Here is a 21,790-nt window from a genome sequence, read left to right as displayed (position 1 = left end):
TAAGTCATGATTTCGTTGAGGCGTTGGGTCAGGCGCTTGACCGTTTCCAAGCTGCCTTTGGTCTCAAGTGGCTTAAGCAATTTGATGACCTGAGGAGCGCTGATTTCAGAAATTGGGGTCGCGTGCAAATCGGGGAAGACGTGAAGCGTGAGCGATCGCCAAATATCTTCAGCGTAGGCGGTTGTCACTGAATCTTTCTTCAGTTCAAACCATGCCGTCGCCACGTTTTGAAAGGTGTGCTCTGTCGCAGCTTTTTTCGCTTGGCGATCTGCATCGCGTTGCTCTTTCGGGTCCAGTCCTTGGGCGACCAGTTCCCTGGCTTCAACCGTGCGTTTTCGCGCATGAGCCAGGCTGAGTTCCGGGAACGTCCCCAGTCCCATGTTGATCCGTTTCTTGGTCACGGGATGGATGTAGTTGAAATTCCAAAGCCTCGAACCGTTGGTTCGGACTCGTAACTGAAGGCCGTCGCCGTCGGTCAATGTGTAGTCCTTGTCCTTGGGCTTGGCGGCTTTGATTTTCAGGTCTGAAAGGCGTGTGGCTCGGGCTCCCATGGGTACTCCAACGCTGTTTGTGTATTCCAAAATTTACCAGTCACGGGCTTGGAATACGCCTTGGAATACATTTCAAAATGGATCTGCATGAAGGGCTGTGGAGCTCAATGGCGCTGAAACCCCCGTATTTACTGGATTTCAGGCACAAAAAAAGACGTCCGTGGACGTCTTTAGATGATGAAATGGTGGAGCCGGGGGGATTTGAACCCCCGTCCGCCAGTACTCCGCTGTCGGTACTACATGCTTAGCCGTGTCTATTAAGTTAACCCTCAGCGACCCGACGGGCAGGGTGCTTTGGGCGAGTTGTGTAAGTTTTAGCCGATTCGTCCACAACGTACTGCACGGCGATTCCGTTCTATATGACAATCACTTTGGGTTTACGGACATCCCCTGGTGATTGCTGGACCCGAAGGTACCAGAAGGGAAGGGCTAAGGCTGCTTACGCAGCGAGAGCGTATTCCCCGTAGGTTTCGTCATTGGCAACTATAGGAAGTTGCAACAGTGGATTTACGAGTTCTGTTACCAACTCGGCATGCACCTAAAGTTTCGCAACCGGCGTCGAATCCTAAACGGCCCCGAGCCTGTAGCTCCGTGAATCAGCTGGAGCGACAAGCCTGTGCAGTGTACGCCAATACGCGGCTGAGGCCAACCCGAAGGTTGGCCTGACGCGAGGTTACTACTGATCGCCTTTGGTGTTGTTCTGCAATTTCTGAATGGCCTGAGTGGTCAGCGAGATGCAGTTCTTGGTGCCTTCCTCGGTGCCTTTGGCCTGTTCCGCCGTGGCTTGTCCGACGGTGGCGTCAATTTCGGTTTTCATGCCTTCGCTCATCTGCTCGGTGCTGACCTGGGCGTCTTTGATTTTCTGCAGATTGATCTGGCAAAGGTCTGCCTGGTTATCTGCGAACACCGGAGAGGCCAACAGCGCAGCGGAAATGAACAAGCCAGCAAATGCAGTGTGCTTCATGTGTATCTCCTTGAACGTTTGGTCTCGGTGCTGCCGGACATCGCCGCCAGGCCCGAGTCAATAAAGGGCCCGACGGCGTCGGGCCTATTCAAGTGACTACAGCGAAACGCAGGAATTCGATTTTTCTTCGGGTGCGATGGGGAGCCCCTCAGCGTCGGCGAATTTGGGCCGGGTGACGCGATCCACCAGATACACCAGGCCGTGGTAGTCGATTTCGCCATGGCGCGTCAGACCGATCTCGCAGGTGCGGCTGGTGGAGACGCCTTCGCTGCAAAACTGCACCGCGTCCTTGAGGGTTCGCAGTGAGTGGGCGTTGAGCTCGGGTGTGGTGAAGCCTTTGTCTCCGGCAAAACCACAGCAGTGGATGCCTTCGGGGATCACGACTTGCTTGCTGCATTTGCGCGCCAGGTCGATCAGCGCCTGGCTCTCGCCCAAGTGCTGGGTACTGCAAGTGACGTGTACGGCAATCGGTGCATCCTGCGGGGTGAATTCGAGACGGTCCATCAAGTGCGTACGAATGAAACGCACCGGGTCGTACAGGTCCAGTCGAACATTTCCCAGGTCCTGGATCAGACGCAGCGTGCAAGGGCTGGTGTCGCAGTAGATCGGGTCGATCCCGCCACGGCTGGCGTGGAGCAGGGCGCCGATCAACTCCTGGCGCTTGTGCTCGGCCTGTTCCGCGTAGCCTTTGGATGCGAAAGGCTGGCCGCAGCACAGGCTGTCCACGTTGTCTGGAAAGACCACCTGATAACCGGCTTTTTCCAGCAGTCGTTGAGTTTTTTCATACAGCGACATCTGTTCTTTGTCACCCGCCGCCGGCGCCATGGCGCGCGACACACACGCGGCCAGATAGACCACGCGCGGGCGTTCGTCGCAGACGGCCGGGCTGAAGCGGATGGCTTTTTCCGGCTGCGGCATGGCGTTGTCCCACTGGGGAACCTGACCCTTCGACAGCCGGGTCAGGCCGGCTGACAGGCGGGCCAGTCGCGGCGCGCCCAGCAGCATTCGAGCGCCGTTGGCGACGTGCAGGGTAAAGCGTGCGCCTTGCAGGGCGATGGCGAAATTGCTTGCCAGCCAATCGGCGGTTTTCGTACGCGTTGCGCTGCGGCTACGGAGTTTTTTCACCAGCTCGCCGGTGTTGATGCCGACCGGGCAACGTTGTGCGCATAACCCGGTGGCGGCGCAGGTGTCGATGCCGTGGTATTGGTAGGCCGTTTCCAGCGCTGAAGTGTCGATGCCTGCGCGCTTTTTCGCCTGGATGTCCCGCCAGATCACGATGCGTTGGCGCGGGCTCAAGGTCAGGTCTTTGGACGGACAGACCGGCTCGCAGAAGCCGCACTCGATGCACTTGTCCACTATCTCGTCGGCCGCCGGCAGCGGCTTGAGGTGCTTGAGGTGGATTTGTGGATCTTCGCTGAGCACCACGTCCGGGTTGAGGATGCCGTTAGGGTCGAGCAGGCGTTTGAGTTGCCACATCAACTGGTAGGCGTCGCTGCCCCACTCCAGCTCGACGAATGGCGCCATGTTGCGGCCGGTGCCGTGTTCGGCCTTCAGCGAACCGCCGAACTCCACCGCCACCAACTGCGCCACGTCATCCATGAACGCTTGATAGCGCGCAACTTCTTCAGCGTTATTGAAACCTTGGGTGAAGACAAAATGCAGATTGCCTTCCAGCGCGTGTCCGAAAAGAATCGCCTCGTCGTAGTGATGTTTGTCGAACAACTCGATCAGGCGGTTCACGCCAAGGGCCAGTTGCTCGACCGGGAAGGTCACGTCTTCGATGATCACCGTGGTCCCGGTTTTGCGTACCGCGCCCACCGCAGGGAAAGTGTCTTTGCGGATGGCCCAGAGTCTCGCGTTTTCTCGCGGGTCTTCGGTGAAGTCGACCTGTTTTTCCACAGGGAAACCGGCCAGCGATGCCATGATCCGGGCCAGTTGCTCTTGCAGCAAAGATGACGAAGCCGCGCGGGATTCAATCAGCAGGGCGCAGGCATTTGTCGACAGATGCTGTACGAAATCCGGCATGCCCGGTTTGTCCTGCACCGAACGCAAGCTGCGCCGGTCCAGCAGCTCCACCGCCGATACCGGTTGGCTTTTCAACACCGTGACTGCATGGCAGCAGGTTTCCACGTCCGGGAAGACGATCAGCGCCGAGGCTTTGTTCGGGTGATCGATGACGGTGTTGTAGGTCACCGCGCTGATGAAGCCGAGCGTGCCTTCGGAACCCACCAGCAGGTGGCTCAAGATATCCACAGGCTCGTCGTAATCCACCAAGGCATTGAGCGACAGGCCGGTGGTATTTTTCAGACGGTATTTGTGGCGAATTCGAGCCGCCAGTTCGGTGTTGGCGCGGGTCTCGCGGCCAAGGGTTGCCAGACGTTCCAGCAGCTCGCCATGGCTTGTACGAAAGGCCGCCACGCTGGTTTCATCTTCAGTGTCCAGACGGGTGCCATCGGCCAGTACCAGGCGGATGCCGGCGAGGGTGTGATAGGTGTTTTGCGCGGTGCCGCAGCACATGCCGCTGGCATTGTTGGCGACGATGCCGCCGATCTTGCAGGCGTTGATCGATGCCGGATCGGGGCCGATCTTGCGGCCGAACGGTGCCAGCCAGGCATTGGCCTGGGCGCCGATCACGCCGGGCTGCAAGCGGATCTGCATGCCCTCGCCGCGAATTTCGCGAGCGTTCCAGTTATCCCCCAGCACGATCAGTACCGAGTCGCTGATGGCTTGCCCGGACAGGCTGGTGCCGGCGGCGCGGAAGGTGACCGGCACCTGGTCGCGTTGGGCCAGTTGCAGCAGTGCTACCACTTCATCTTCGGATTCGACGCGTACCACCAGTTTCGGAATCAGCCGATAGAAACTGGCGTCGGTGCCGAAGGCCAAGGTCGACAGCGGGTCGTCGAAACGGCGCTTTTGCGGGATCAGCTGCTGTACGTCGCGCAGGAAAGGGGCCGGAAGCGTCATTGGTCCTCCAGAATCAGAACCACCAGATCCTTCGGACCATGGGCGCCATAGGCCAGCACCTGTTCGATGTCGGCCGTCTTGGAGGGACCCGAGACCAGCAGCGCGTTGGTGGGCATGCCCTGGGCCCAGGCGAATTCCTGTTGCACTTCATAGAAGTTGTCGCGGATTTCGCTGGCCTTGAGCAAAGCAAAATGCACCGGCGGAACCAGGCTCATCAACCGCGGTTCTTCCCGCGTCGGCCAGAGAATCAGGCTGCCGGTTGCCGCGATGGCACCTAGGGTCCCGGTCAGGCTGGCGGGGGTGTCGTTGAACAGTTCGGCTTTCCATTGCTCGACAGGCCGGTCGTAGGCCTTGAGCGTTGGCAGCTCGGGATTGCTCGCCCAGAACTGTGTGATTTTTTGCCCGTGAGGTGTCGTCGGGGCGATGAGCAGGCTGGGCAATTGACGGTCGCGCAGCAACTGCGCCAGCAGCGCCGGCCAACCTTCGCCAGACGTCAGGTGAATTTCAGTGTGCACCGCTTCCATCAGTTTGCGCAGTTGGGCGATGCGCTCCTCAGGGGCGTAGCGATAGGTTTTCGTCACCAGGTCGACATCGAAGTTGTCGGCCACTGGTGTGGTGCCGGTCAGACTTTTACGCAGCTTGGCGAGGATATTGTCCTTGGCGCTCATCGACGGTCTCCCTGCTGGTTCAGGTGTTCGCGGGCCAGGTCATGCAATGAGCGGGCGGCGGGTTTGGGGGCGCTGTGGTTCTGCGTCCATGGGCCGACGTTGTCGGGCGTCAGGGCGCGCAGGCGCGTGGCGAGGAAAGCGAACAGCCGATACAGGCGCGGCGAACTGTTGAGTCGGGCCCAGGCGTTCCAGATGAAGCGCTCCTTGGGCGAATACTTACTGCCCTGGCCACGCATCACCGGGTTCGGACTGTCCGGTGCCTTGACGTTTTCTTCGCGCAGGCGCCGCAACAGCGCCGGAATTGGAATCTTCACCGGGCACACTTCGCCGCAGGCACCGCACAGTGAAGAGGCGCTTGGGTGGTCCGGCACTTTGGCCAGGCCCACCATGTGCGGCGTGATGATTTTTCCGATAGGCCCCGGGTAAACCTCGCCGTAGGCATGACCACCGATTCGGGTGTAGACCGGGCAATGATTCATGCAGGCGCCGCAACGAATGCAGTTCAGGGTCTGGCGCAGTTCGCTGTCGGCGAATGCCTGGCTGCGCCCGTTGTCCAGCAGGACCAGGTGCACTTGCTGGGGGCCGTCCAGTTCGTCGGCCTTGCGTGGGCCGGAGATCATGTTGACGTAGGTGGTGATCGGCTGGCCGAGGGCCGAGCGGGTCAGCAGCGAGAGCAGCGGCACCACGTCCCGCAGGTTCTCCACGACTTTTTCGATGCCGGTCACGGCAATGTGAACCGGTGGCACGGTGGTGGACATCCGCCCGTTGCCTTCGTTTTCCACCAGCAGCAACGTGCCGGTTTCGGCCACGGCGAAGTTGACGCCGGATACGCCGATGTCAGCCTCGAAGAATTTCTGCCGCAAGACCTTGCGACCGATCTGAATGAGTTGGTCAACGTCCTTGGTGTACTCCACGCCAAGTTTGTCGTGGAACAAGGACGCGACCTGACCGGCGTTCTTGTGGATCGCCGGCATAATGATGTGTGAAGGCTTCTCGTGGTCGAGCTGGACGATGTATTCCCCCATGTCGGACTCGAGACATTCGATGTCCCGACCCTCGAGGAAATGGTTCATCTCCATCTCTTCGCTGACCATCGATTTGCCCTTGATCACTTGCCGCGCCTCGTGAGCGCGGATGATCGAGAGGACGATGCCATTGGCTTCGTCCACCGTTTCCGCCCAGTGTACTTTCACACCGTTGCGGGTCAGGTTGGTTTCAAGCTGCTCGAGCAGGTCGGGCAACTTCGATAACGCACGAGCGCGGACGGCATTGCCCAGCACTCGCAGATGTTCTCTTTCGTGGGCATCGCTGAAGGACGCTGCCCGCTTGGTCATCAGTGAATCCATCGCTGTGCGAAAGTTGTTTCGCAGTTGCGTGTCGTCCAGTGCCTTGTGGGCCCTGGCGCGAAAATCTTCCTGCACCTCAACGGTCGGAATCAGCGTCGGTGTGCTCATACGACACCCCCGGTGCGCTGCCAGAGGAAGCTCGCCAGGTGCTGCCCCCGTAATGCTTGCTGCTGTTTCTCCAGGGCGCCATTGATATTCATCAGGCAACCGCAGTCGGCACTGACGACCTGGTGCGCGCCGGATTCCTTCAGCGCGCGGGTTTTGTCGGCCACCATCGCGCCGGAAATATCCGGCATGCGAACGCTGAACGTCCCACCAAACCCACAGCATTCACTTTCATGGCTGTGTTCGACGCGCTCCACGTTGTCCAGCTGCGCCAGCAAGGCGCGGCCATGCAGGTGGGTGTTCATTTCCCGTCGTGCCGAGCAGGAGGTGTGCAGCGCGACCTTCACCGGTTCGCCACTGTCGTTCAACTGCACCTTGCAGACAAACAGCAGAAACTCGGCCAATTCATAGGTCCTGGCCGCCAGGGCCTGGACCTGTTTGAGCGTATCGGGTTCGTCCTTGAACAGGTCGGCGTAATGCTCGCGCAGCATGCCGGCACAGGAGCCCGACGGCACCACCACCGGATAATCCCCGGCAAACAACGCCAATTGCGCCCGCGCTACCGTCCGGGCCTGCTCGGTGTAACCGGAGGTGTACGCCGGTTGTCCGCAACAGGTCTGCCCTTGCGGGTAGTCCACCCGGATCCCTTCGCGCTCCAGAAGATGAATCGCATCCATCCCGGCTTCGGGATAGAACAGGTCCACCACGCAGGTTCCGAACAGGTAAACCCGTTCGGGCTTGTTGCTGGGGTACTGCCGAGGCTCGGGCAATGGCGGGGCGACACGGGTCGCATTCGGCACGGCGTTGTAAAAAAGCTCGCTCATCAGGCGTGTCTCCGGGTGGTCCCGGTTATCCGTCCGCTGAGGCTGCTGAATATAGATAAGGAATCTTTCAACAGCCTTGCAGACCCGGTTATCAATAGCAGGCGTCGAATCGTGGTTCGACGTCGTTCTTTTCGGTGTTAGCTGTCGTGCTTAGTGCACCAGCATGCCGGTGAACCAGTAGGCCTGGGCCAAGGTGATCAAGCCCACGATCGTTGCAAAGAATAGGCTGTGTTTCAGAGTGAAACGGAACAGATCCGATTCCTTGCCCACCAGGCCGGTCGCGGCGCAGGCCACGGCAATGGACTGTGGCGAAATCATCTTGCCGGTCACGCCGCCACTGGTATTGGCTGCAACCAGTAATGTGTCGTTGACGCCGATCTGGTGCGCGGTGGTGGCTTGCAGTGAGCCGAACAGCGCGTTGGACGAGGTGTCGGAACCGGTCAGGAATACTCCCAGCCACCCCAGGAAGGGCGAGAAGAACGGAAACGCCGCGCCCGTGCCGGCCAATACCAGGGCCATGGTGGACGACATGCCCGAGAAGTTGGTGACGAAGGCGAACGCCAACACCATGCCAATGGACAGGATAGGCCAACGCAGCTCGTAGAAGGTTTCTTTTAAAGTGGTAAGACCAGTTCTGAGGTTGATCTTCAGCACCAGCATCGAGATCAATGCGGAAAAGAAAATCGCCGTGCCGGTGGCGGAAATCGGATCAAGTTTGAAGATCGCCGGGATGGCTGTTGGATTGGTCACGATCGGCGCGACCTTGATCACCATCTGATCCAGGTGCGGGATGGCGAAATTGAACACCCAGCCGTACATCGATCCGCCCGGAGCGAACATCGCCTTGAACGGTTTGAGCGTCCAGATCGTCACCAGCACGGTGAGGATCAGGAACGGTGACCAGGCCTTGAGGATTTCTCCCAGGCTGTAAGGGGAAGCCACGGTGCTGCGTGGCTGGCCGAAACCGCCGACGCTGGCGGTAATGGCTGCGCTGGAGGTGGCGCCGGCAATCTGGGCACCTGCGGTGCGTTTTGGCTGCCAGATTTTCAGAAACAGAGTCAGGGAAACCAGGCTGGCCAGGGCAGATGTGATGTCTGGCAGTTCCGGGCCGATGAAGTTGGAGGTGAAGTATTGGGTGATGGCGAAGCTCAAGCCTGCCACCAGCGCCGCCGGCCAGGTTTCCCGAACGCCGCGCAGGCCATCCATCATGAACACCAGCCAGAACGGTACAAACAGCGACAGCAATGGCAATTGACGACCCGTCATGGCGCCGATCTTGAACGCGTCGATCCCGGTGACCTGGCCGGCCACGATAATCGGAATGCCCAGGGCGCCGAAGGCCACGGGGGCGGTGTTGGCGATCAAGCACAGGCCGGCGGCGTACAGGGGATTGAAGCCCAGGCCGACCAGCAGCGCCGCGGTAATCGCTACCGGCGCGCCGAAGCCGGCGGCACCTTCCAGAAATGCCCCGAAGCAAAAGCCGATCAACAGCACCTGAAGGCGCTGGTCATCGGTGATCGACAGCACCGAGCTGCGGATCACTTCGAACTGGCCGCTCTTGACGGTCAGTTTGTACAGAAACACCGCCGCGACGATGATCCAGGCGATAGGCCACAGGCCATAGGCAAAACCATAACCGGCAGCAGCGAACGCCATGTCCGCCGGCATTTGAAACGCGAAGATTGCCACGGCAATCGCCAAGGCCAGGGTGATGCTGCCGGCCACATGCCCCTTGAGGCGAAACACCGCCAGGGCCAGGAAGAAAAATACGATGGGGATGACGGCCGCAAGTGCGGACAAGCCGAGGCTGCCGAGCGGGCTGTAGAGCTGTTGCCAGGTTTGCATAGTGGGTGGGCCCCTAATTGTTGTTGGTCAGGCACTGGTCAGCGATTTTGGATAATTGGTAAGACCAATTTACAAGCGCTGTCGGCTAGGGTAAAAGCCTTGGTTGTCGCATGTCAATTTGCCGCTCTGAAACTTTCGTCGAATGAGTGCGGCCGATGGCATCTGATCTTGTGGGTCGAAGTGGCTTGTGGAGGGTGTCGGCGGGGCGCGGATAGGCGAGAATAGAGAGCCCGGCGAGCCGTCGGGATCGTGGAGAGTCGAGTTATGGGGTTTGATCAGATTCGTCAGCGCCGTTTGTCTGACGATATTGTCGAGCGGCTTGAAGGAATGATCCTTGAAGGCACGCTGAAGTCCGGCGAACGCCTGCCCGCCGAGCGTGCCTTGGCCGAGCAGTTCGGTGTGTCACGCCCTTCGTTGCGCGAAGCGGTTCAGAAACTGGCGGCCAAGGGTTTGCTGGTCAGCCGCCAGGGCGGCGGCAACTATGTGGTGGAGTCGCTGGGCTCAACCTTCAGTGATCCCCTGTTGCAGTTGTTGGAAAGCAATCCTGAAGCGCAACGTGATTTGCTGGAGTTTCGTCATACGCTGGAAGCTTCCTGCGCTTACTACGCGGCACAGCGGGCCACGGACGTGGACCGCGAGCGGCTGACGGCTGCGTTCGAGGAGCTTCAGGATTGCTATTCACGCCATGAAAATGTGAGTCGGGCTGAGGAGGGCGCGGCGGATGCGCGGTTTCACCTGGCCATCGCCGAAGCCAGTCACAATGCAGTGTTGCTGCATACGATTCGGGGTCTGTTCGATCTGCTCAGGCGCAACGTCGTCACCAACATTGGCGGCATGTACAAACAGCGCAGCGAAACCCGAGACATGCTCATCAGCCAGCATCGGGAGTTGTACCAGGCCATTATGGGCGGGCACGCCGAGCAGGCTCGCTCCCACATTGGATCTTCAGCGAACGCATAACCCAGGCGAAAGAATCAGTCCTCCTTGCCCTTGTTACGCACCGCGCGTTGCAGCTCGCGACCGGCGTCGCGCTCGCGCTCGGTATCACGCTTGTCGTATTCCTTCTTGCCTTTGCCCAGCGCAATTTCGCATTTGATCAAATGCTTGCTCCAGTACAACGACGTGCAGACGCAGGCATAGCCTTTTTGCTGCACGGACGCGAAGAGCTTTTCCAGCTCGCGCTTGTTGAGCAGCAGCTTGCGCGAGCGTGTCGGATCGGCGATCACGTGGGTGCTGGCGGTGGTCAGGGGCGTGATATGGCTGCCCAGCAGCCAGGCCTCGCCGTCCTTGAGCAGCACATAACTGTCGACCAGTTGCGCCTTGCCTGCACGTAAGCTCTTTACTTCCCAGCCGGCCAGGACCATGCCAGCCTCGAAACGTTGTTCGATGAAGTAGTCGTGTCGCGCTTTTTTATTTTGCGCGATGGTCCCTGTGGGGTGTTTCTTCTGTTTAGCCATAGGGGCGGCATTATAGGCAGTTGCGGGCGTGTCGGCTACGGTGAAGCTACGTGCTTGAGCAGGTTGAATGAATCCCGGACAATGCGGCCTCTTTTTCGAACGCTTGGGCGTGATCACGATGTCGACAGACAAGGTTTCTGTCCACGGCAGTTGGGCTAGCCGCTGGGTCTTCATATTCGCCGCAACCGGTTCGGCCGTGGGGTTGGGCAGTATCTGGAAATTTCCCTACATGGTCGGCGTCTATGGTGGCGGTGCCTTTGTATTGATGTTTCTGGCGTGCATCGCGCTCATCGGCGCGCCGGTGATGCTGGCCGAAACCCTCATCGGTCGTCGCGCCCGGCAAAGCCCGGCCAATGCCCTGAAGGTGCTGGCAGTGGAGGCCGGGCACTCGGCCAAGTGGTCGTGGGGTGCGTTTGCCGGAATGATCACGGCGCTGCTGATCCTGTCTTTCTACAGTGTGGTCGGCGGCTGGTCGCTGGACTACATCATCGATATGGGGCGCGGGGACTTTCAGGGGGTGACACCCGATCAGGTCGGCGCCTACTTTGGTGATGTGATCTCCGATCCCTGGCGGCTGACACTTTGGCATACGATTTTCATGCTGCTTTCTGCGGTAGTGATTGCCCGCGGGGTGGTTGCGGGGCTTGAGCGCAGCCTGCGAATCATGATGCCGCTGCTGTTCGTGATGATCCTGGTATTGCTGGGCTACAGCATGACCACCGGGCACTTCATGGAGGGCGTTCACTTCATGTTCGATTTCCAGCCGGAGAAAGTCATGGATGGCCTGCTGCCGGCCATGGGGCATGCGTTTTTCTCCCTGAGCGTGGGGGTGGGCTCGATCATGATCTATGGCGCCTACATGCCCAAGAGCGCCTCGCTGACCAAGACCGTTGTAGGTGTCGCGCTGCTGGATACCTTTGTATCGTTGCTGGCCGGGCTGGCGTTGTTTCCGATTGTCTTCGCCGCCGGCCTGAACCCCAGCGAAGGGCCGGGGCTGATGTTCGTCAGCCTGCCATTCGCTTTCGGCAACATGGCATTTGGTCAATTCATGGGGGTGGTATTTTTTCTCCTGGTGGCCATTGCTGCCTGGAGTTCGGCCATTTCCCTGCTGGAACCCATGGTCGCTTATCTGGTGGAGCGAACCCGGCTCAGTCGCGCCTGGGTGACATTCTGGTTGGCCTTTACCTGTTGGTTCGTTGGCCTGGGGACGGTGTTTTCCTTCAATATATGGAAGCAAGCGAAGTTTTTCGTGAACGAAGGCGGGATGTTCCATCTCTACCAGTGGGGAGCAACCGGAGGGCTGGATTTCTTCGGCGTGATTGATTTCTTCACCTCACGGATCATGCTGCCGCTGGGTGGTTTGTGTTTCGTGGTGTTTGCAGGATGGGTCATGGGGCGTGAGGCGGTGCGTGACGAATTGTCGTTGCGCAGCCCTGTACTGTTTACCTTGAGCCTGTTCTTGATGCGCTATGTAGCGCCCATCGGCATTCTTGTAGTGTTTGCCGCCCAGCTGTGGAAGTGACGCTTACATGACGACACATATTCAACGCTCGGCCTTGCTGCCCTATCCGGCGCAGGCGTTGTACGACCTGGTCAACGATGTGGCAAGTTACCCGCAATTTTTGCCTTGGTGCTCGTCCGCCGAAGTGCTCGAAAGCTCTGAAGCCCATATGCGCGCCAGGCTCAATGTCGCCAAGGGCGGATTGAGCCAGCACTTTGTCACGCGCAACACCCTGGTGCCTGGACAGTCCATTGAAATGAACCTGGAAGAGGGGCCTTTCAATCAGCTCCACGGCGTCTGGGTGTTCAAGGCGCTGGGAGAGAAGGCCTGCAAGATCAGCCTGGATCTGTCGTTCGACTATGCAGGTCCGTTGGTGCGAGCCACGCTGGGGCCGTTGTTCAATCAGGCGGCCAATACCCTGGTCGACGCGTTCTGCCAGCGCGCCAAGCAAAACGCCGAGCTTGCCCGTTGATTGAGCTGGAAGTGGTGTATGCCGGCGTCGATCGTCAGGTCTTGCGCGTATTTTCCGTGCCGGAAGGCACGAGTGTTCGGGTGGCGTTAGAGGCGTCCGGCATTGCTGCTGAGTTTCCGCAACTGGATCTGGCCACTTGCCCGGTGGGGATTTTTGGCAAGGTGGTTGCTGATCCGGATCGCCAGGTGGTGCGGGCGGCTGATCGACTTGAAATTTATCGACCGTTATTGGCAGATCCAAAAGAGATTCGGCGGCTGCGCGCCGCCAAGGCCGCCCAGGCGCGCCAAGCTGATCAATAGTCAGCTCTGAATTGCAGGCAATAAAAAACCCGGTAAGCCGGGTTTTTTATTGAGCAATTTATTGCGGCGAAGTATCCAGGGGTTCTGGCGTCGGGACCGGTACGGTCTCGACGTTGTCCACGTCCTTCTGGATCTGATCGAGCAACGAGCCTGGCTTGACCGGTTTTTCCGGTTTCGGTTGCTCGGCATTCTGGGTTGGGTCGGTCACCGTAGTGCCGCTGTCCTGGCCCATAATGGCCTCGTCGCGGCTCACGCCGGGCATGAAATCGCCAGACAGGCTGACAAGTTGGTCATTGGCGTTGAAGATAACGCTGATGCGTTCCTGTTGGCGTTCACCACCACCTGGTTGCAGGCTGTACAAATAATCCCAGCGATCGGCATGGAACGTGTCGGTCAGCAGAGGGTTGCCCATGATAAACCGTACTTGCCGACGGGTCATTCCCGGGCGTAACTGGTCTATCATGTCCTGCGTGACGACATTGCCCTGCTGGATGTCGATTTTGTAAACCCCGGGGAATGAACAACCGGCGAGTGCGAGCAGTCCCACAAAGGTGAAACTGGTTAGCAAGAGCTTGGTGTTTTGCATCGGTGGGCGACTTCCACTATCTTGGCTGGGACAACGTAAACGCCGATCATACCCGCATTAAGAGAAGCTGCGAAGCAGCATCGCGAGAAAGCTGACCATGGTTGAAAATAGCGAACTACGCAAAGCCGGCCTCAAAGTGACCCTGCCACGGGTCAAAATTCTGCAGATGCTCGATTCCGCCGAGCAACGCCACATGAGTGCCGAGGATGTCTACAAGGCGCTTATGGAAGCTGGCGAGGACGTCGGTCTGGCCACGGTTTACCGTGTCCTGACTCAGTTCGAGGCGGCGGGGCTGGTGGCTCGTCACAATTTCGATGGCGGTCATGCGGTCTTTGAATTGGCCGATGGGGAACATCACGACCACATGGTGGACGTGGAAACCCGTGAGGTCGTCGAATTCACTTGTCCGGCAATCGAAAAGCGCCAAAAGGAAATTGCTGAAGAGCATGGCTTCGAGTTGATCGATCACCATCTCGTCTTGCATGTGCGCAAGAGAAAGCCGGTTTAAAGCTGTTGAAACGCAAAAAGGCGACCTCAGGGTCGCCTTTTTGCGTTTGGGCTGTTCAGATTTTTGCCGCGACGACCATTTTTTTCGCGTGAGCCAGGGACTCCTTGGTGAGGTCGATGCCGCCCAGCATCCGTGCCACTTCTTCCACGCGCTCGTTCTTGTTCAGCTTGGACACGGCGGTGCGAGTGGCGTCCTCGTCACGCACCTTGTGCACAAATAAATGCTGGTGTCCTTGGGCTGCGACCTGGGGCAGGTGAGTCACTGTCAGCACCTGGCCGCGCTCCCCGAGTCGACGCAGCAACTGGCCGACAATTTCCGCCGTAGGGCCGCCAATACCCACGTCCACTTCGTCGAATACCAGCGTCGGCACACGCGAGGTCTGTGCGGTGATGACCTGGATGGCCAGGCTGATGCGTGACAACTCGCCGCCGGAGGCGACTTTGGCCAGGGCCTTGAGCGGTTGGCCAGGGTTGGCGCTGACCAGCAACTCCACCTGCTCCAGCCCGTTGGGTTGAAGCTCGTCCCCCGCGTTGGGGTGCAGCTCGATGGTGAAGCGCCCGCCGGGCATGCCCAGGCGCTGGATTTCCTGCTCAACGGCACTGGCCAGCCCGGTCGCGGCCTGCTGACGTAGCTCACTGAGCTCCCTGGCTTTTTCCTGATAATGACGGGCATAGGACGCCAGTTCGTCTCCCAGGCGCTCAATGGATTCGTCGTTGGCGTTCAGGGTTTCCAGCTCTTCAAGCAGGCGTTGCTGCAGTTCGGCGACATCGGTTGGCTGAACGCGGTGCTTGCGCGCCAGCGTATAGATAGTGTCCAGGCGTTCTTCCAGATATTGCAGGCGCGCCGGGTCGGCGTCGAAATGATCCAGAAACCGGTTCAGCTCCCCGACGGCCTCCTCGACCTGGATCTGTGCGCTCGTGAGCAGATTGGTCGCTTCGCTCAGGGCACCTACCGAATTGTTGACGCTGGACAGCCGGTTCAGGCTGGCGGTCAGCGCATTGAGCACGTTCCCCGAGTCGCTTTCACTGCATTGCTCGACCACTTGCCGGCAAATGCCCAGCAGCGTTTCGGCATTGGTGAGGTTCTTGTGTTCCTGTTCCAGTTCCGCCAGCTCGTTTTCACCCAGGGCCAGGTTCTCCAGCTCTTCGAGCTGATAACTCAGCAACTGGTGGCGGGCACGTTGTTCGTCGCCGGAGTTGGAGAGGCGATCCAGTTCCTGGCGGGTCTGGCGCCATCGCTGGGCGGCCAGTTGAACCTGGCGGGCCAGATCGGTGGCGCCGGCGTATTCGTCGAGCAGGCGGCGATGGGTCTCGGTCTTGAGCAGGGACTGGTGTTCATGCTGGCTGTGAATGTCGATCAGCAGCTCGCCCAGGGCCTTGAGGTCGCCGAGGGGGCAGGGCGTACCGTTGATGTAACCCCGGGAGCGACCTTCGGCGGTGATGACCCGGCGCAATATGCACAGGCCGTCGGTATCCAGGTCACGTTCCGCCAGCCAGGCGCTGGCCTCGGGGATGTCGATCAGGTCGAAGGTGGCCAGGATGTCGGCCTTGTCCGCACCGGGGCGTACCACGCCGCTGTCGGCGCGATCGCCCAGCGTCAGGCCCAGGGCGTCGAGCATGATCGATTTGCCGGCACCGGTTTCACCGGTGATCACGCTCATGCCCCGATCGAGTTCGAGGTCGAGGTGTTCGACGATGGCGTAGTTGTGTACGGACAGGTGCACCAGCATAAAGGCCGCTCCCAGGCTTAGGTCTGGTTATTTATACAGTGTTTTGTTTCGGCCTGACAATGCCTTCGCTTAGCTCGATTTGCTTGGGTGGAAGACTTTCTTAGCGCCGGGAGGAATGAATATGCAGGGGTTTTTTGTAAGGTTAATTCGTCGGACCGCCCTTGAAGCTGGAAAACACGGCCCCATATACCGGGGCAGAAGCGCGAGTTGAGCTCGCGGACGAAGTTGAAAGGAGAAATCTATGGCTGACGAACAGACGCAGGACACGCAAAATCTAGACGCCAATCAGGCTCCCCAGGATTCGGGTGACGACCTGGCGGCACGTGTACAAGTGCTCGAAGAGCAACTGGCCGGTGCGCAGGATCAGGCGCTGCGTGTAGCCGCCGACCTGCAGAATGTCCGCCGTCGCGCCGAGCAAGATGTTGAAAAAGCTCATAAATTCGCCCTGGAGCGGTTCGCAGGCGACCTGTTGCCGATCATCGACAGTCTGGAGCGCGGCCTGGAGCTGTCCAATCCGGACGACGAAAACATTCGTCCGATGCGTGAAGGCATCGAGCTGACCCTGAAGATGTTCCAGGACACGCTCAAGCGCTATCAGCTTGAAGCCATTGATCCGCATGGCGAGCCCTTCAATGCCGAGCACCATCAGGCCATGGCGATGCAGGAAAGTGCGGACGTCGAGCCCAACAGCGTATTGAAGGTTTTCCAGAAGGGCTACCTGCTCAACGGTCGCTTGCTGCGCCCGGCCATGGTTGTGGTCAGCAAGACGCCGGCGCCGGTTTCGCCTTCTATTGATGAGCAGGCTTGAAATTTAGCGCAGCGGCCCCATTTAGAAGTCAAGCGTTTAAGTGCTACCGCAGTTAGCCACCACTGCTGCGGCAACAAAATCCAAGTTCCGGGAGAGTTAACATGGGCAAGATTATCGGTATCGACCTGGGGACCACCAACTCGTGCGTCTCCGTGCTGGAAAACGGCAAGGCCAAAGTAATTGAAAACGCTGAGGGCGCGCGTACTACGCCGTCGATCATCGCGTACGCCAACGATGGCGAAATTCTGGTTGGCCAGTCGGCCAAGCGTCAGGCAGTGACCAATCCGCATAACACCCTCTACGCGGTGAAGCGTCTGATCGGTCGCAAGTTCGACGAAGAAGTCGTTCAGAAAGACATCAAGATGGTGCCTTACAAAATCGCCAAGGCTGACAACGGCGACGCCTGGGTTGAAGTGAACGGCCAGAAAATGGCGCCGCCACAGATCTCGGCGGAAATCCTGAAGAAAATGAAGAAAACCGCCGAAGACTACCTCGGCGAAGCGGTGACCGAAGCGGTCATCACTGTTCCGGCCTACTTCAACGACAGCCAGCGTCAGGCGACCAAAGACGCCGGCCGCATCGCGGGCCTGGACGTCAAGCGCATCATCAACGAACCAACCGCGGCCGCTCTGGCTTACGGTATGGACAAGGCCAAGGGCGATCACACCGTGATCGTTTATGACCTGGGTGGCGGTACCTTCGACGTCTCCGTGATCGAGATCGCTGAAGTCGATGGTGAGCACCAGTTCGAAGTACTGGCCACCAACGGTGACACCTTCCTCGGTGGTGAGGACTTCGACATTCGTCTGATCGACTACCTCGTCGACGAATTCAAGAAAGAAAGCGGCATGAACCTCAAGGGTGACCCGCTGGCCATGCAGCGTCTGAAAGAAGCTGCCGAAAAAGCCAAGATCGAGCTGTCCTCGAGCCAGTCGACCGACGTGAACCTGCCGTACATCACTGCAGACGCCACGGGGCCGAAGCACCTGAACGTGAAAATCTCCCGCGCCAAGCTCGAAGCGCTGGTGGAAGACCTGGTTCAGCGCACCATCGAACCTTGCCGCATTGCAATGAAGGACGCCGGTATCGACGTTGGCTCGATCAACGACGTGATCCTGGTCGGCGGCCAGACCCGTATGCCGCTGGTTCAGAAGCTGGTAACCGATTTCTTCGGTAAAGAAGCGCGTAAAGACGTGAACCCGGACGAAGCCGTTGCCATGGGTGCCGCCATCCAGGGTGCTGTTCTGGCCGGTGACGTGAAAGACGTTCTGCTGCTCGACGTCAGCCCGCTGACCCTGGGTATCGAAACCATGGGTGGCGTGATGACTGCGCTGATCGAGAAAAACACTACGATTCCTACCAAGAAATCCCAAGTGTTCTCGACCGCCGATGACAACCAGAACGCCGTGACCATTCACGTGCTGCAGGGTGAGCGCAAGCAAGCCGCGCAGAACAAGTCCCTGGGCAAGTTCGACCTGGCCGAGATTCCGCCAGCTCCACGTGGCGTGCCACAAATCGAAGTGACCTTCGACATCGACGCCAACGGCATCCTGCACGTTGGTGCGAAAGACAAGGCCACCGGCAAGACCCAGTCGATCGTGATCAAGGCCAACTCCGGTCTGTCCGAGGAAGAAATTCAGCAGATGGTTCGCGATGCTGAAGTCAACGCCGAAGAAGACCGCAAGTTCGAAGAGCTGGCCAGTGCCCGCAACCAGGGTGATGCCCTGGTGCACTCGACTCGCAAGATGGTCGCTGATGCTGGCGATAAAGTGACTGCTGAAGAGAAAACCGCCATCGAGGCAGCTGTGGTTGCTCTTGAAGCGGCTGTCAAAGGTGACGACAAGGCGGCCATCGAGGCGAAGATCGAAGAACTGTCCAAGGTCTCCGCTCCAGTGGCTCAGAAGATGTACGCCGAGCAGGCTCAGCCGGCTGAAGGCGCAGCGCAGCAAGGCGAGTCGGCCGAAAAAGCCGATGATGTCGTTGATGCCGAGTTCGAAGAAGTGAAAGACCACAAGTAATCGCTTGTTGGTCGGCCGGTTGACTGCATTTGTGCGGTGACTGGTAGGATGTCGCCGCGCGGGAGCTTGCTCCCGCGTTGGCGTGTCTGGAGTCAGTGAATTTTTACAGCATGCGACAGCGTTCGGATGCTGGCGGCGTGATCGGGAATGCTCCTGCTTTCCGAGCGAGAGACGCCGCGTTTTGGCCGGTTCCCTGGCTGAAAGATGTGGGTTTGTACGAATCGTCGCTCAGCCACTTTTCGTACAGGGCCCAAGACCAGGATCGTTGAATTGACGTGAGTTGGGTCCGGGCCTGTATTGGGGCTCAACGAGTTTGGCAAGGTTCAGGAGAGGTTTGCCGGACGTCCTATAAGAGTGCAAAGACTAATGGCAAAGCGTGACTATTACGAAGTATTGGGTGTCGAGCGTGGTTCAAGCGACGCGGACCTGAAAAAGGCCTACCGTCGTCTGGCAATGAAGCACCACCCGGACCGTAATCCCGACGACAAAGCGTCGGAAGAGTTGTTCAAGGAAGCCAATGAGGCTTACGAAGTACTGTCCGATTCCAGCAAGCGTGCGGCTTACGACCAGTACGGTCATGCCGGTGTCGACCCGAGCATGGGCGGCGGCGGTGCCGGTTTTGGCGGGCAGAACTTCTCCGATATTTTTGGCGACGTGTTCAGCGACTTCTTCGGTGGCGGTCGCGGTGGTGCTCGTGGCGGCGCCCAGCGCGGCAGCGATTTGCGCTACACGCTGGAGTTGAACCTGGAAGAGGCGGTGCGCGGTACCACCGTCAACATCCGCGTTCCCACGCTGGTCAATTGCAAGCCGTGTGACGGTTCGGGCGCCAAGAAGGGCTCCTCGCCCGTCACCTGTCCGACTTGCGGCGGCATCGGTCAGGTGCGCATGCAACAGGGTTTCTTCTCTGTGCAGCAGACCTGTCCGCGTTGCCATGGCCAGGGCAAGATCATTTCCGATCCGTGCGATTCCTGCCACGGCGAAGGGCGCGTCGAAGAGTACAAGACGCTGTCGGTGAAAGTGCCGGCCGGTGTCGATACCGGTGACCGCATCCGTTTGTCTGGCGAAGGCGAGGCGGGTGCCCAGGGCGGTCCGACTGGCGACCTGTACGTGGTCATCAACGTGCGTGAGCACGCGATCTTCCAGCGCGACGGCAAGCATCTGTTCTGCGAAGTGCCGATCAGTTTCGTCGATGCGGCCTTGGGCGGTGAGCTTGAAATCCCGACCCTCGATGGTCGCGTGAAGCTGAAAATCCCCGAGGGCACGCAAACCGGCAAGCAGTTCCGGATTCGCGGCAAGGGTGTTGCGCCGGTGCGTGGCGGCGGTGCGGGTGACCTGATGTGCCGTGTTGCGGTGGAGACTCCGGTCAATCTGAGTCGGCGTCAGCGCGAATTGCTGGAAGAGTTCCGCAGCTCGCTGGCGGACGATAACAGCCACTCCCCGAAAACCACCGGTTGGTTCGAAGGCGTGAAGCGCTTCTTCGGCGATCTGTAAGGAGCTCGCATGCGACGTATAGCTGTGATGGGCGCTGCCGGGCGCATGGGCAAGGCGTTGGTCGAGGCGGTGCAGCAGCGCTCGCCGCTCTCGGGCCTGACAGCCGCTATCGTCCGGCCCGACAGTACGCTGGTCGGTGCTGATGCGGGCGAGCTGGCCTCCCTGGGGCGTATCGGGGTGCCGATGTCCGGTGGCCTGGAAAAGGTCTTGGATGAGTTCGATGTCCTGATCGATTTCACCCTGCCGCAAGTGATGCTGAAAAATCTGGCCATTTGCCGCAAGCATGGCAAGGCCATGGTCATTGGCACGACCGGGCTGGATGCTGCGCAAAAGCAGTTACTGGCCGAGGCTGGCAACGATATTCCGATCGTTTTTGCGGCGAACTTCAGCGTGGGTGTGAATCTGTCGTTGAAGCTGCTGGAGATGACGGCTCGGGTTCTGGGTGACGATGCGGATATCGAAATCATCGAGGCTCACCACCGACACAAGATCGACGCGCCTTCGGGCACGGCCCTGCGCATGGGCGAAGTGATTGCCGATACCTTGGGTCGCGATCTGCAGAAGGTGGCCGTCTACGGACGCGAAGGGCATACCGGTGCCCGGGAGCGCGACACCATCGGTTTTGCCACGGTTCGTGGTGGTGATGTGGTGGGGGATCACACCGTGCTGTTCGCCACAGAGGGCGAGCGTCTGGAGATCACTCACAAGGCGTCAAGCCGCATGACCTTCGCCAAGGGTGCGGTGCGTGCCGCGTTGTGGCTGGATGGCCGCCCGGCTGGTCTGTACGACATGCAGGATGTTCTCGACCTGCGTTGATGTTGCGGTGTGCTGTCTGGCAAACCTTTTGCCAGACGCAGCGCCAGAAAGCGGGGTTCAGGTTATACTGAGTCCCGTTTTACACCGCCTCGCGACGACCTGTCGCATTCCCCTGCCTTTAAGGCTCATTAGCGGTGGACCAAAAAAGCCTTTTTCTGTAAGCTACAGCTTTAGTGTGTCCACTAAAAGCGCGCAGAATAATTCAGTGAACAAGCGGGGTGACGTGTCCATACGTCACTCCGCTTTTTTACAGCCTGCGATCGCCCTTTCAGGCTTTATTTACGGGAGGTCTTCTTGACTAAGCCAGCCATACTCGCCCTTGCTGATGGCAGCATTTTTCGCGGCGAAGCCATTGGAGCCGACGGCCAGACCGTTGGTGAGGTGGTGTTTAACACCGCAATGACCGGCTATCAGGAAATTCTTACCGATCCTTCCTACGCCCAGCAAATCGTTACTTTGACTTACCCGCACATCGGCAACACCGGCACCACGCCGCAAGATGCCGAGTCCGATCGTGTCTGGTCCGCCGGCCTGGTCATCCGTGATCTGCCGCTGGTAGCGAGCAACTGGCGTAACACCATGTCCCTGTCCGACTACCTGAAAGCCAACAACGTTGTGGCAATCGCCGGTATCGACACCCGTCGCCTGACCCGCATCCTTCGCGAGAAGGGCGCGCAGAACGGCTGCATCATGGCTGGTGACAACATCACTGAAGAAGCCGCCATCGCCGCTGCCCAGGGCTTCCCTGGCCTTAAAGGCATGGATCTGGCGAAAGTCGTCAGCACCAAGAAGCAGTATGAGTGGCGCTCCACGGTCTGGGACTTGAAAACCGACAGTC

General features: G+C 59.2%; 18 protein-coding genes, 1 other RNA gene and 2 pseudogenes. 10 read left to right on the top strand and 11 right to left on the bottom strand.

Features of this window, described 5'->3' with window-relative positions:
- The 8 genes and pseudogenes from GSM73_RS27540 to GSM73_RS18565 form a co-directional block, all read right to left on the bottom strand.
- Nucleotides 1-551 (bottom strand): annotated as a pseudogene (locus GSM73_RS27540) (integrase arm-type DNA-binding domain-containing protein); the annotation flags it as partial.
- Between the two features lie 183 nt (nucleotides 552-734).
- Nucleotides 735-1,128: a transfer-messenger RNA gene (gene ssrA / locus GSM73_RS18595) on the bottom strand.
- A 99-nt stretch (nucleotides 1,129-1,227) separates the two neighbouring features.
- Nucleotides 1,228-1,515, bottom strand: a complete 288-nt coding sequence (locus GSM73_RS18590; RefSeq protein ID WP_047229080.1) for a hypothetical protein — start codon at nucleotides 1,513-1,515, stop codon at nucleotides 1,228-1,230.
- Nucleotides 1,516-1,611: 96 nt separating this feature from the next.
- Nucleotides 1,612-4,479, bottom strand: coding sequence for an FAD-binding and (Fe-S)-binding domain-containing protein (locus GSM73_RS18585; RefSeq protein ID WP_160893429.1), 2,868 nt, complete (start codon nucleotides 4,477-4,479; stop codon nucleotides 1,612-1,614).
- Nucleotides 4,476-5,147, bottom strand: coding sequence for a lactate utilization protein C (locus tag GSM73_RS18580; protein WP_160893428.1), 672 nt, complete (start codon nucleotides 5,145-5,147; stop codon nucleotides 4,476-4,478). The genes GSM73_RS18585 and GSM73_RS18580 overlap by 4 nt, the downstream gene beginning before the upstream one ends.
- Nucleotides 5,144-6,601 (bottom strand): LutB/LldF family L-lactate oxidation iron-sulfur protein, encoded by a 1,458-nt coding sequence (locus tag GSM73_RS18575; RefSeq protein WP_047229077.1) that lies wholly within the window; start codon nucleotides 6,599-6,601, stop codon nucleotides 5,144-5,146. Before GSM73_RS18575 ends, GSM73_RS18580 begins: the two co-directional genes overlap by 4 nt.
- Complete coding sequence (locus GSM73_RS18570; RefSeq protein ID WP_107321857.1) at nucleotides 6,598-7,422, bottom strand: (Fe-S)-binding protein; 825 nt, start codon at nucleotides 7,420-7,422, stop codon at nucleotides 6,598-6,600. Before GSM73_RS18570 ends, GSM73_RS18575 begins: the two co-directional genes overlap by 4 nt.
- A 150-nt stretch (nucleotides 7,423-7,572) precedes the next feature.
- A complete protein-coding gene (locus GSM73_RS18565) occupies nucleotides 7,573-9,267 on the bottom strand; it encodes a lactate permease LctP family transporter (protein WP_076383524.1) in 1,695 nt (564 codons plus the stop codon).
- A gap of 264 nt (nucleotides 9,268-9,531) precedes the next feature.
- Here GSM73_RS18565 and GSM73_RS18560 point away from each other — a divergent pair.
- Nucleotides 9,532-10,197 (top strand): annotated as a pseudogene (locus tag GSM73_RS18560) (GntR family transcriptional regulator); the annotation flags it as partial.
- A gap of 44 nt (nucleotides 10,198-10,241) precedes the next feature.
- Here the strand turns inward: GSM73_RS18560 and smpB are convergent.
- Nucleotides 10,242-10,724 carry an SsrA-binding protein SmpB gene (gene smpB / locus GSM73_RS18555; RefSeq protein ID WP_047229073.1) on the bottom strand — a complete coding sequence of 161 codons (483 nt, stop codon included), beginning with the start codon at nucleotides 10,722-10,724 and terminating at the stop codon, nucleotides 10,242-10,244.
- A 118-nt stretch (nucleotides 10,725-10,842) separates the two neighbouring features.
- Here smpB and GSM73_RS18550 point away from each other — a divergent pair, with 118 nt between their 5' ends.
- From GSM73_RS18550 to GSM73_RS18540, 3 genes are read left to right on the top strand one after another with little or no spacing between them, the layout of a single operon-like run.
- The gene (locus GSM73_RS18550; RefSeq protein WP_047229088.1) at nucleotides 10,843-12,246 is read left to right on the top strand and encodes a sodium-dependent transporter; all 1,404 of its coding nucleotides are present in this window, start codon (nucleotides 10,843-10,845) and stop codon (nucleotides 12,244-12,246) included.
- 7 nt (nucleotides 12,247-12,253) lie between these two features.
- Nucleotides 12,254-12,697, top strand: coding sequence for a type II toxin-antitoxin system RatA family toxin (locus GSM73_RS18545; protein ID WP_047229072.1), 444 nt, complete (start codon nucleotides 12,254-12,256; stop codon nucleotides 12,695-12,697).
- A complete protein-coding gene (locus tag GSM73_RS18540; RefSeq protein ID WP_160893427.1) occupies nucleotides 12,694-12,996 on the top strand; it encodes an RnfH family protein in 303 nt (100 codons plus the stop codon). The genes GSM73_RS18545 and GSM73_RS18540 overlap by 4 nt, the downstream gene beginning before the upstream one ends.
- A 58-nt stretch (nucleotides 12,997-13,054) precedes the next feature.
- On the opposite strand, the gene GSM73_RS18535 is transcribed toward GSM73_RS18540, so the two are convergent.
- Nucleotides 13,055-13,582, bottom strand: a complete 528-nt coding sequence (locus GSM73_RS18535; protein WP_047229070.1) for an outer membrane protein assembly factor BamE — start codon at nucleotides 13,580-13,582, stop codon at nucleotides 13,055-13,057.
- Nucleotides 13,583-13,679: 97 nt separating this feature from the next.
- Here GSM73_RS18535 and fur point away from each other — a divergent pair, with 97 nt between their 5' ends.
- The gene (gene fur, locus GSM73_RS18530; RefSeq protein WP_076383526.1) at nucleotides 13,680-14,090 is read left to right on the top strand and encodes a ferric iron uptake transcriptional regulator; all 411 of its coding nucleotides are present in this window, start codon (nucleotides 13,680-13,682) and stop codon (nucleotides 14,088-14,090) included.
- Nucleotides 14,091-14,145: 55 nt separating this feature from the next.
- On the opposite strand, the gene recN is transcribed toward fur, so the two are convergent.
- Entirely contained in the window at nucleotides 14,146-15,819 is a 1,674-nt protein-coding gene (gene recN / locus GSM73_RS18525) for a DNA repair protein RecN (RefSeq protein ID WP_047229068.1), read from the bottom strand.
- A gap of 241 nt (nucleotides 15,820-16,060) precedes the next feature.
- Here recN and grpE point away from each other — a divergent pair, with 241 nt between their 5' ends.
- The 5 genes from grpE to GSM73_RS27535 all read left to right on the top strand — a co-directional run.
- Entirely contained in the window at nucleotides 16,061-16,627 is a 567-nt protein-coding gene (gene grpE / locus GSM73_RS18520) for a nucleotide exchange factor GrpE (protein ID WP_076383527.1), read from the top strand.
- A 101-nt stretch (nucleotides 16,628-16,728) separates the two neighbouring features.
- Nucleotides 16,729-18,645 (top strand): molecular chaperone DnaK, encoded by a 1,917-nt coding sequence (dnaK, locus tag GSM73_RS18515; protein ID WP_047229066.1) that lies wholly within the window; start codon nucleotides 16,729-16,731, stop codon nucleotides 18,643-18,645.
- Between the two features lie 366 nt (nucleotides 18,646-19,011).
- The gene (dnaJ, locus tag GSM73_RS18510) at nucleotides 19,012-20,136 is read left to right on the top strand and encodes a molecular chaperone DnaJ (RefSeq protein WP_047229065.1); all 1,125 of its coding nucleotides are present in this window, start codon (nucleotides 19,012-19,014) and stop codon (nucleotides 20,134-20,136) included.
- 9 nt (nucleotides 20,137-20,145) lie between these two features.
- Nucleotides 20,146-20,952, top strand: coding sequence for a 4-hydroxy-tetrahydrodipicolinate reductase (gene dapB / locus GSM73_RS18505; protein ID WP_107321860.1), 807 nt, complete (start codon nucleotides 20,146-20,148; stop codon nucleotides 20,950-20,952).
- Nucleotides 20,953-21,246: 294 nt separating this feature from the next.
- A partial coding sequence (locus tag GSM73_RS27535) for a carbamoyl-phosphate synthase domain-containing protein (protein WP_306110020.1) occupies nucleotides 21,247-21,790 on the top strand: 544 nt, incomplete at its 3' end.

Source organism: Pseudomonas sp. PICF6, assembly GCF_009831705.1.
Taxonomy (GTDB): domain Bacteria; phylum Pseudomonadota; class Gammaproteobacteria; order Pseudomonadales; family Pseudomonadaceae; genus Aquipseudomonas; species Aquipseudomonas rhizophila.
Note: the sequence above shows the minus strand (reverse complement) of the source record. Positions and strands in the feature narration are given on the sequence as shown.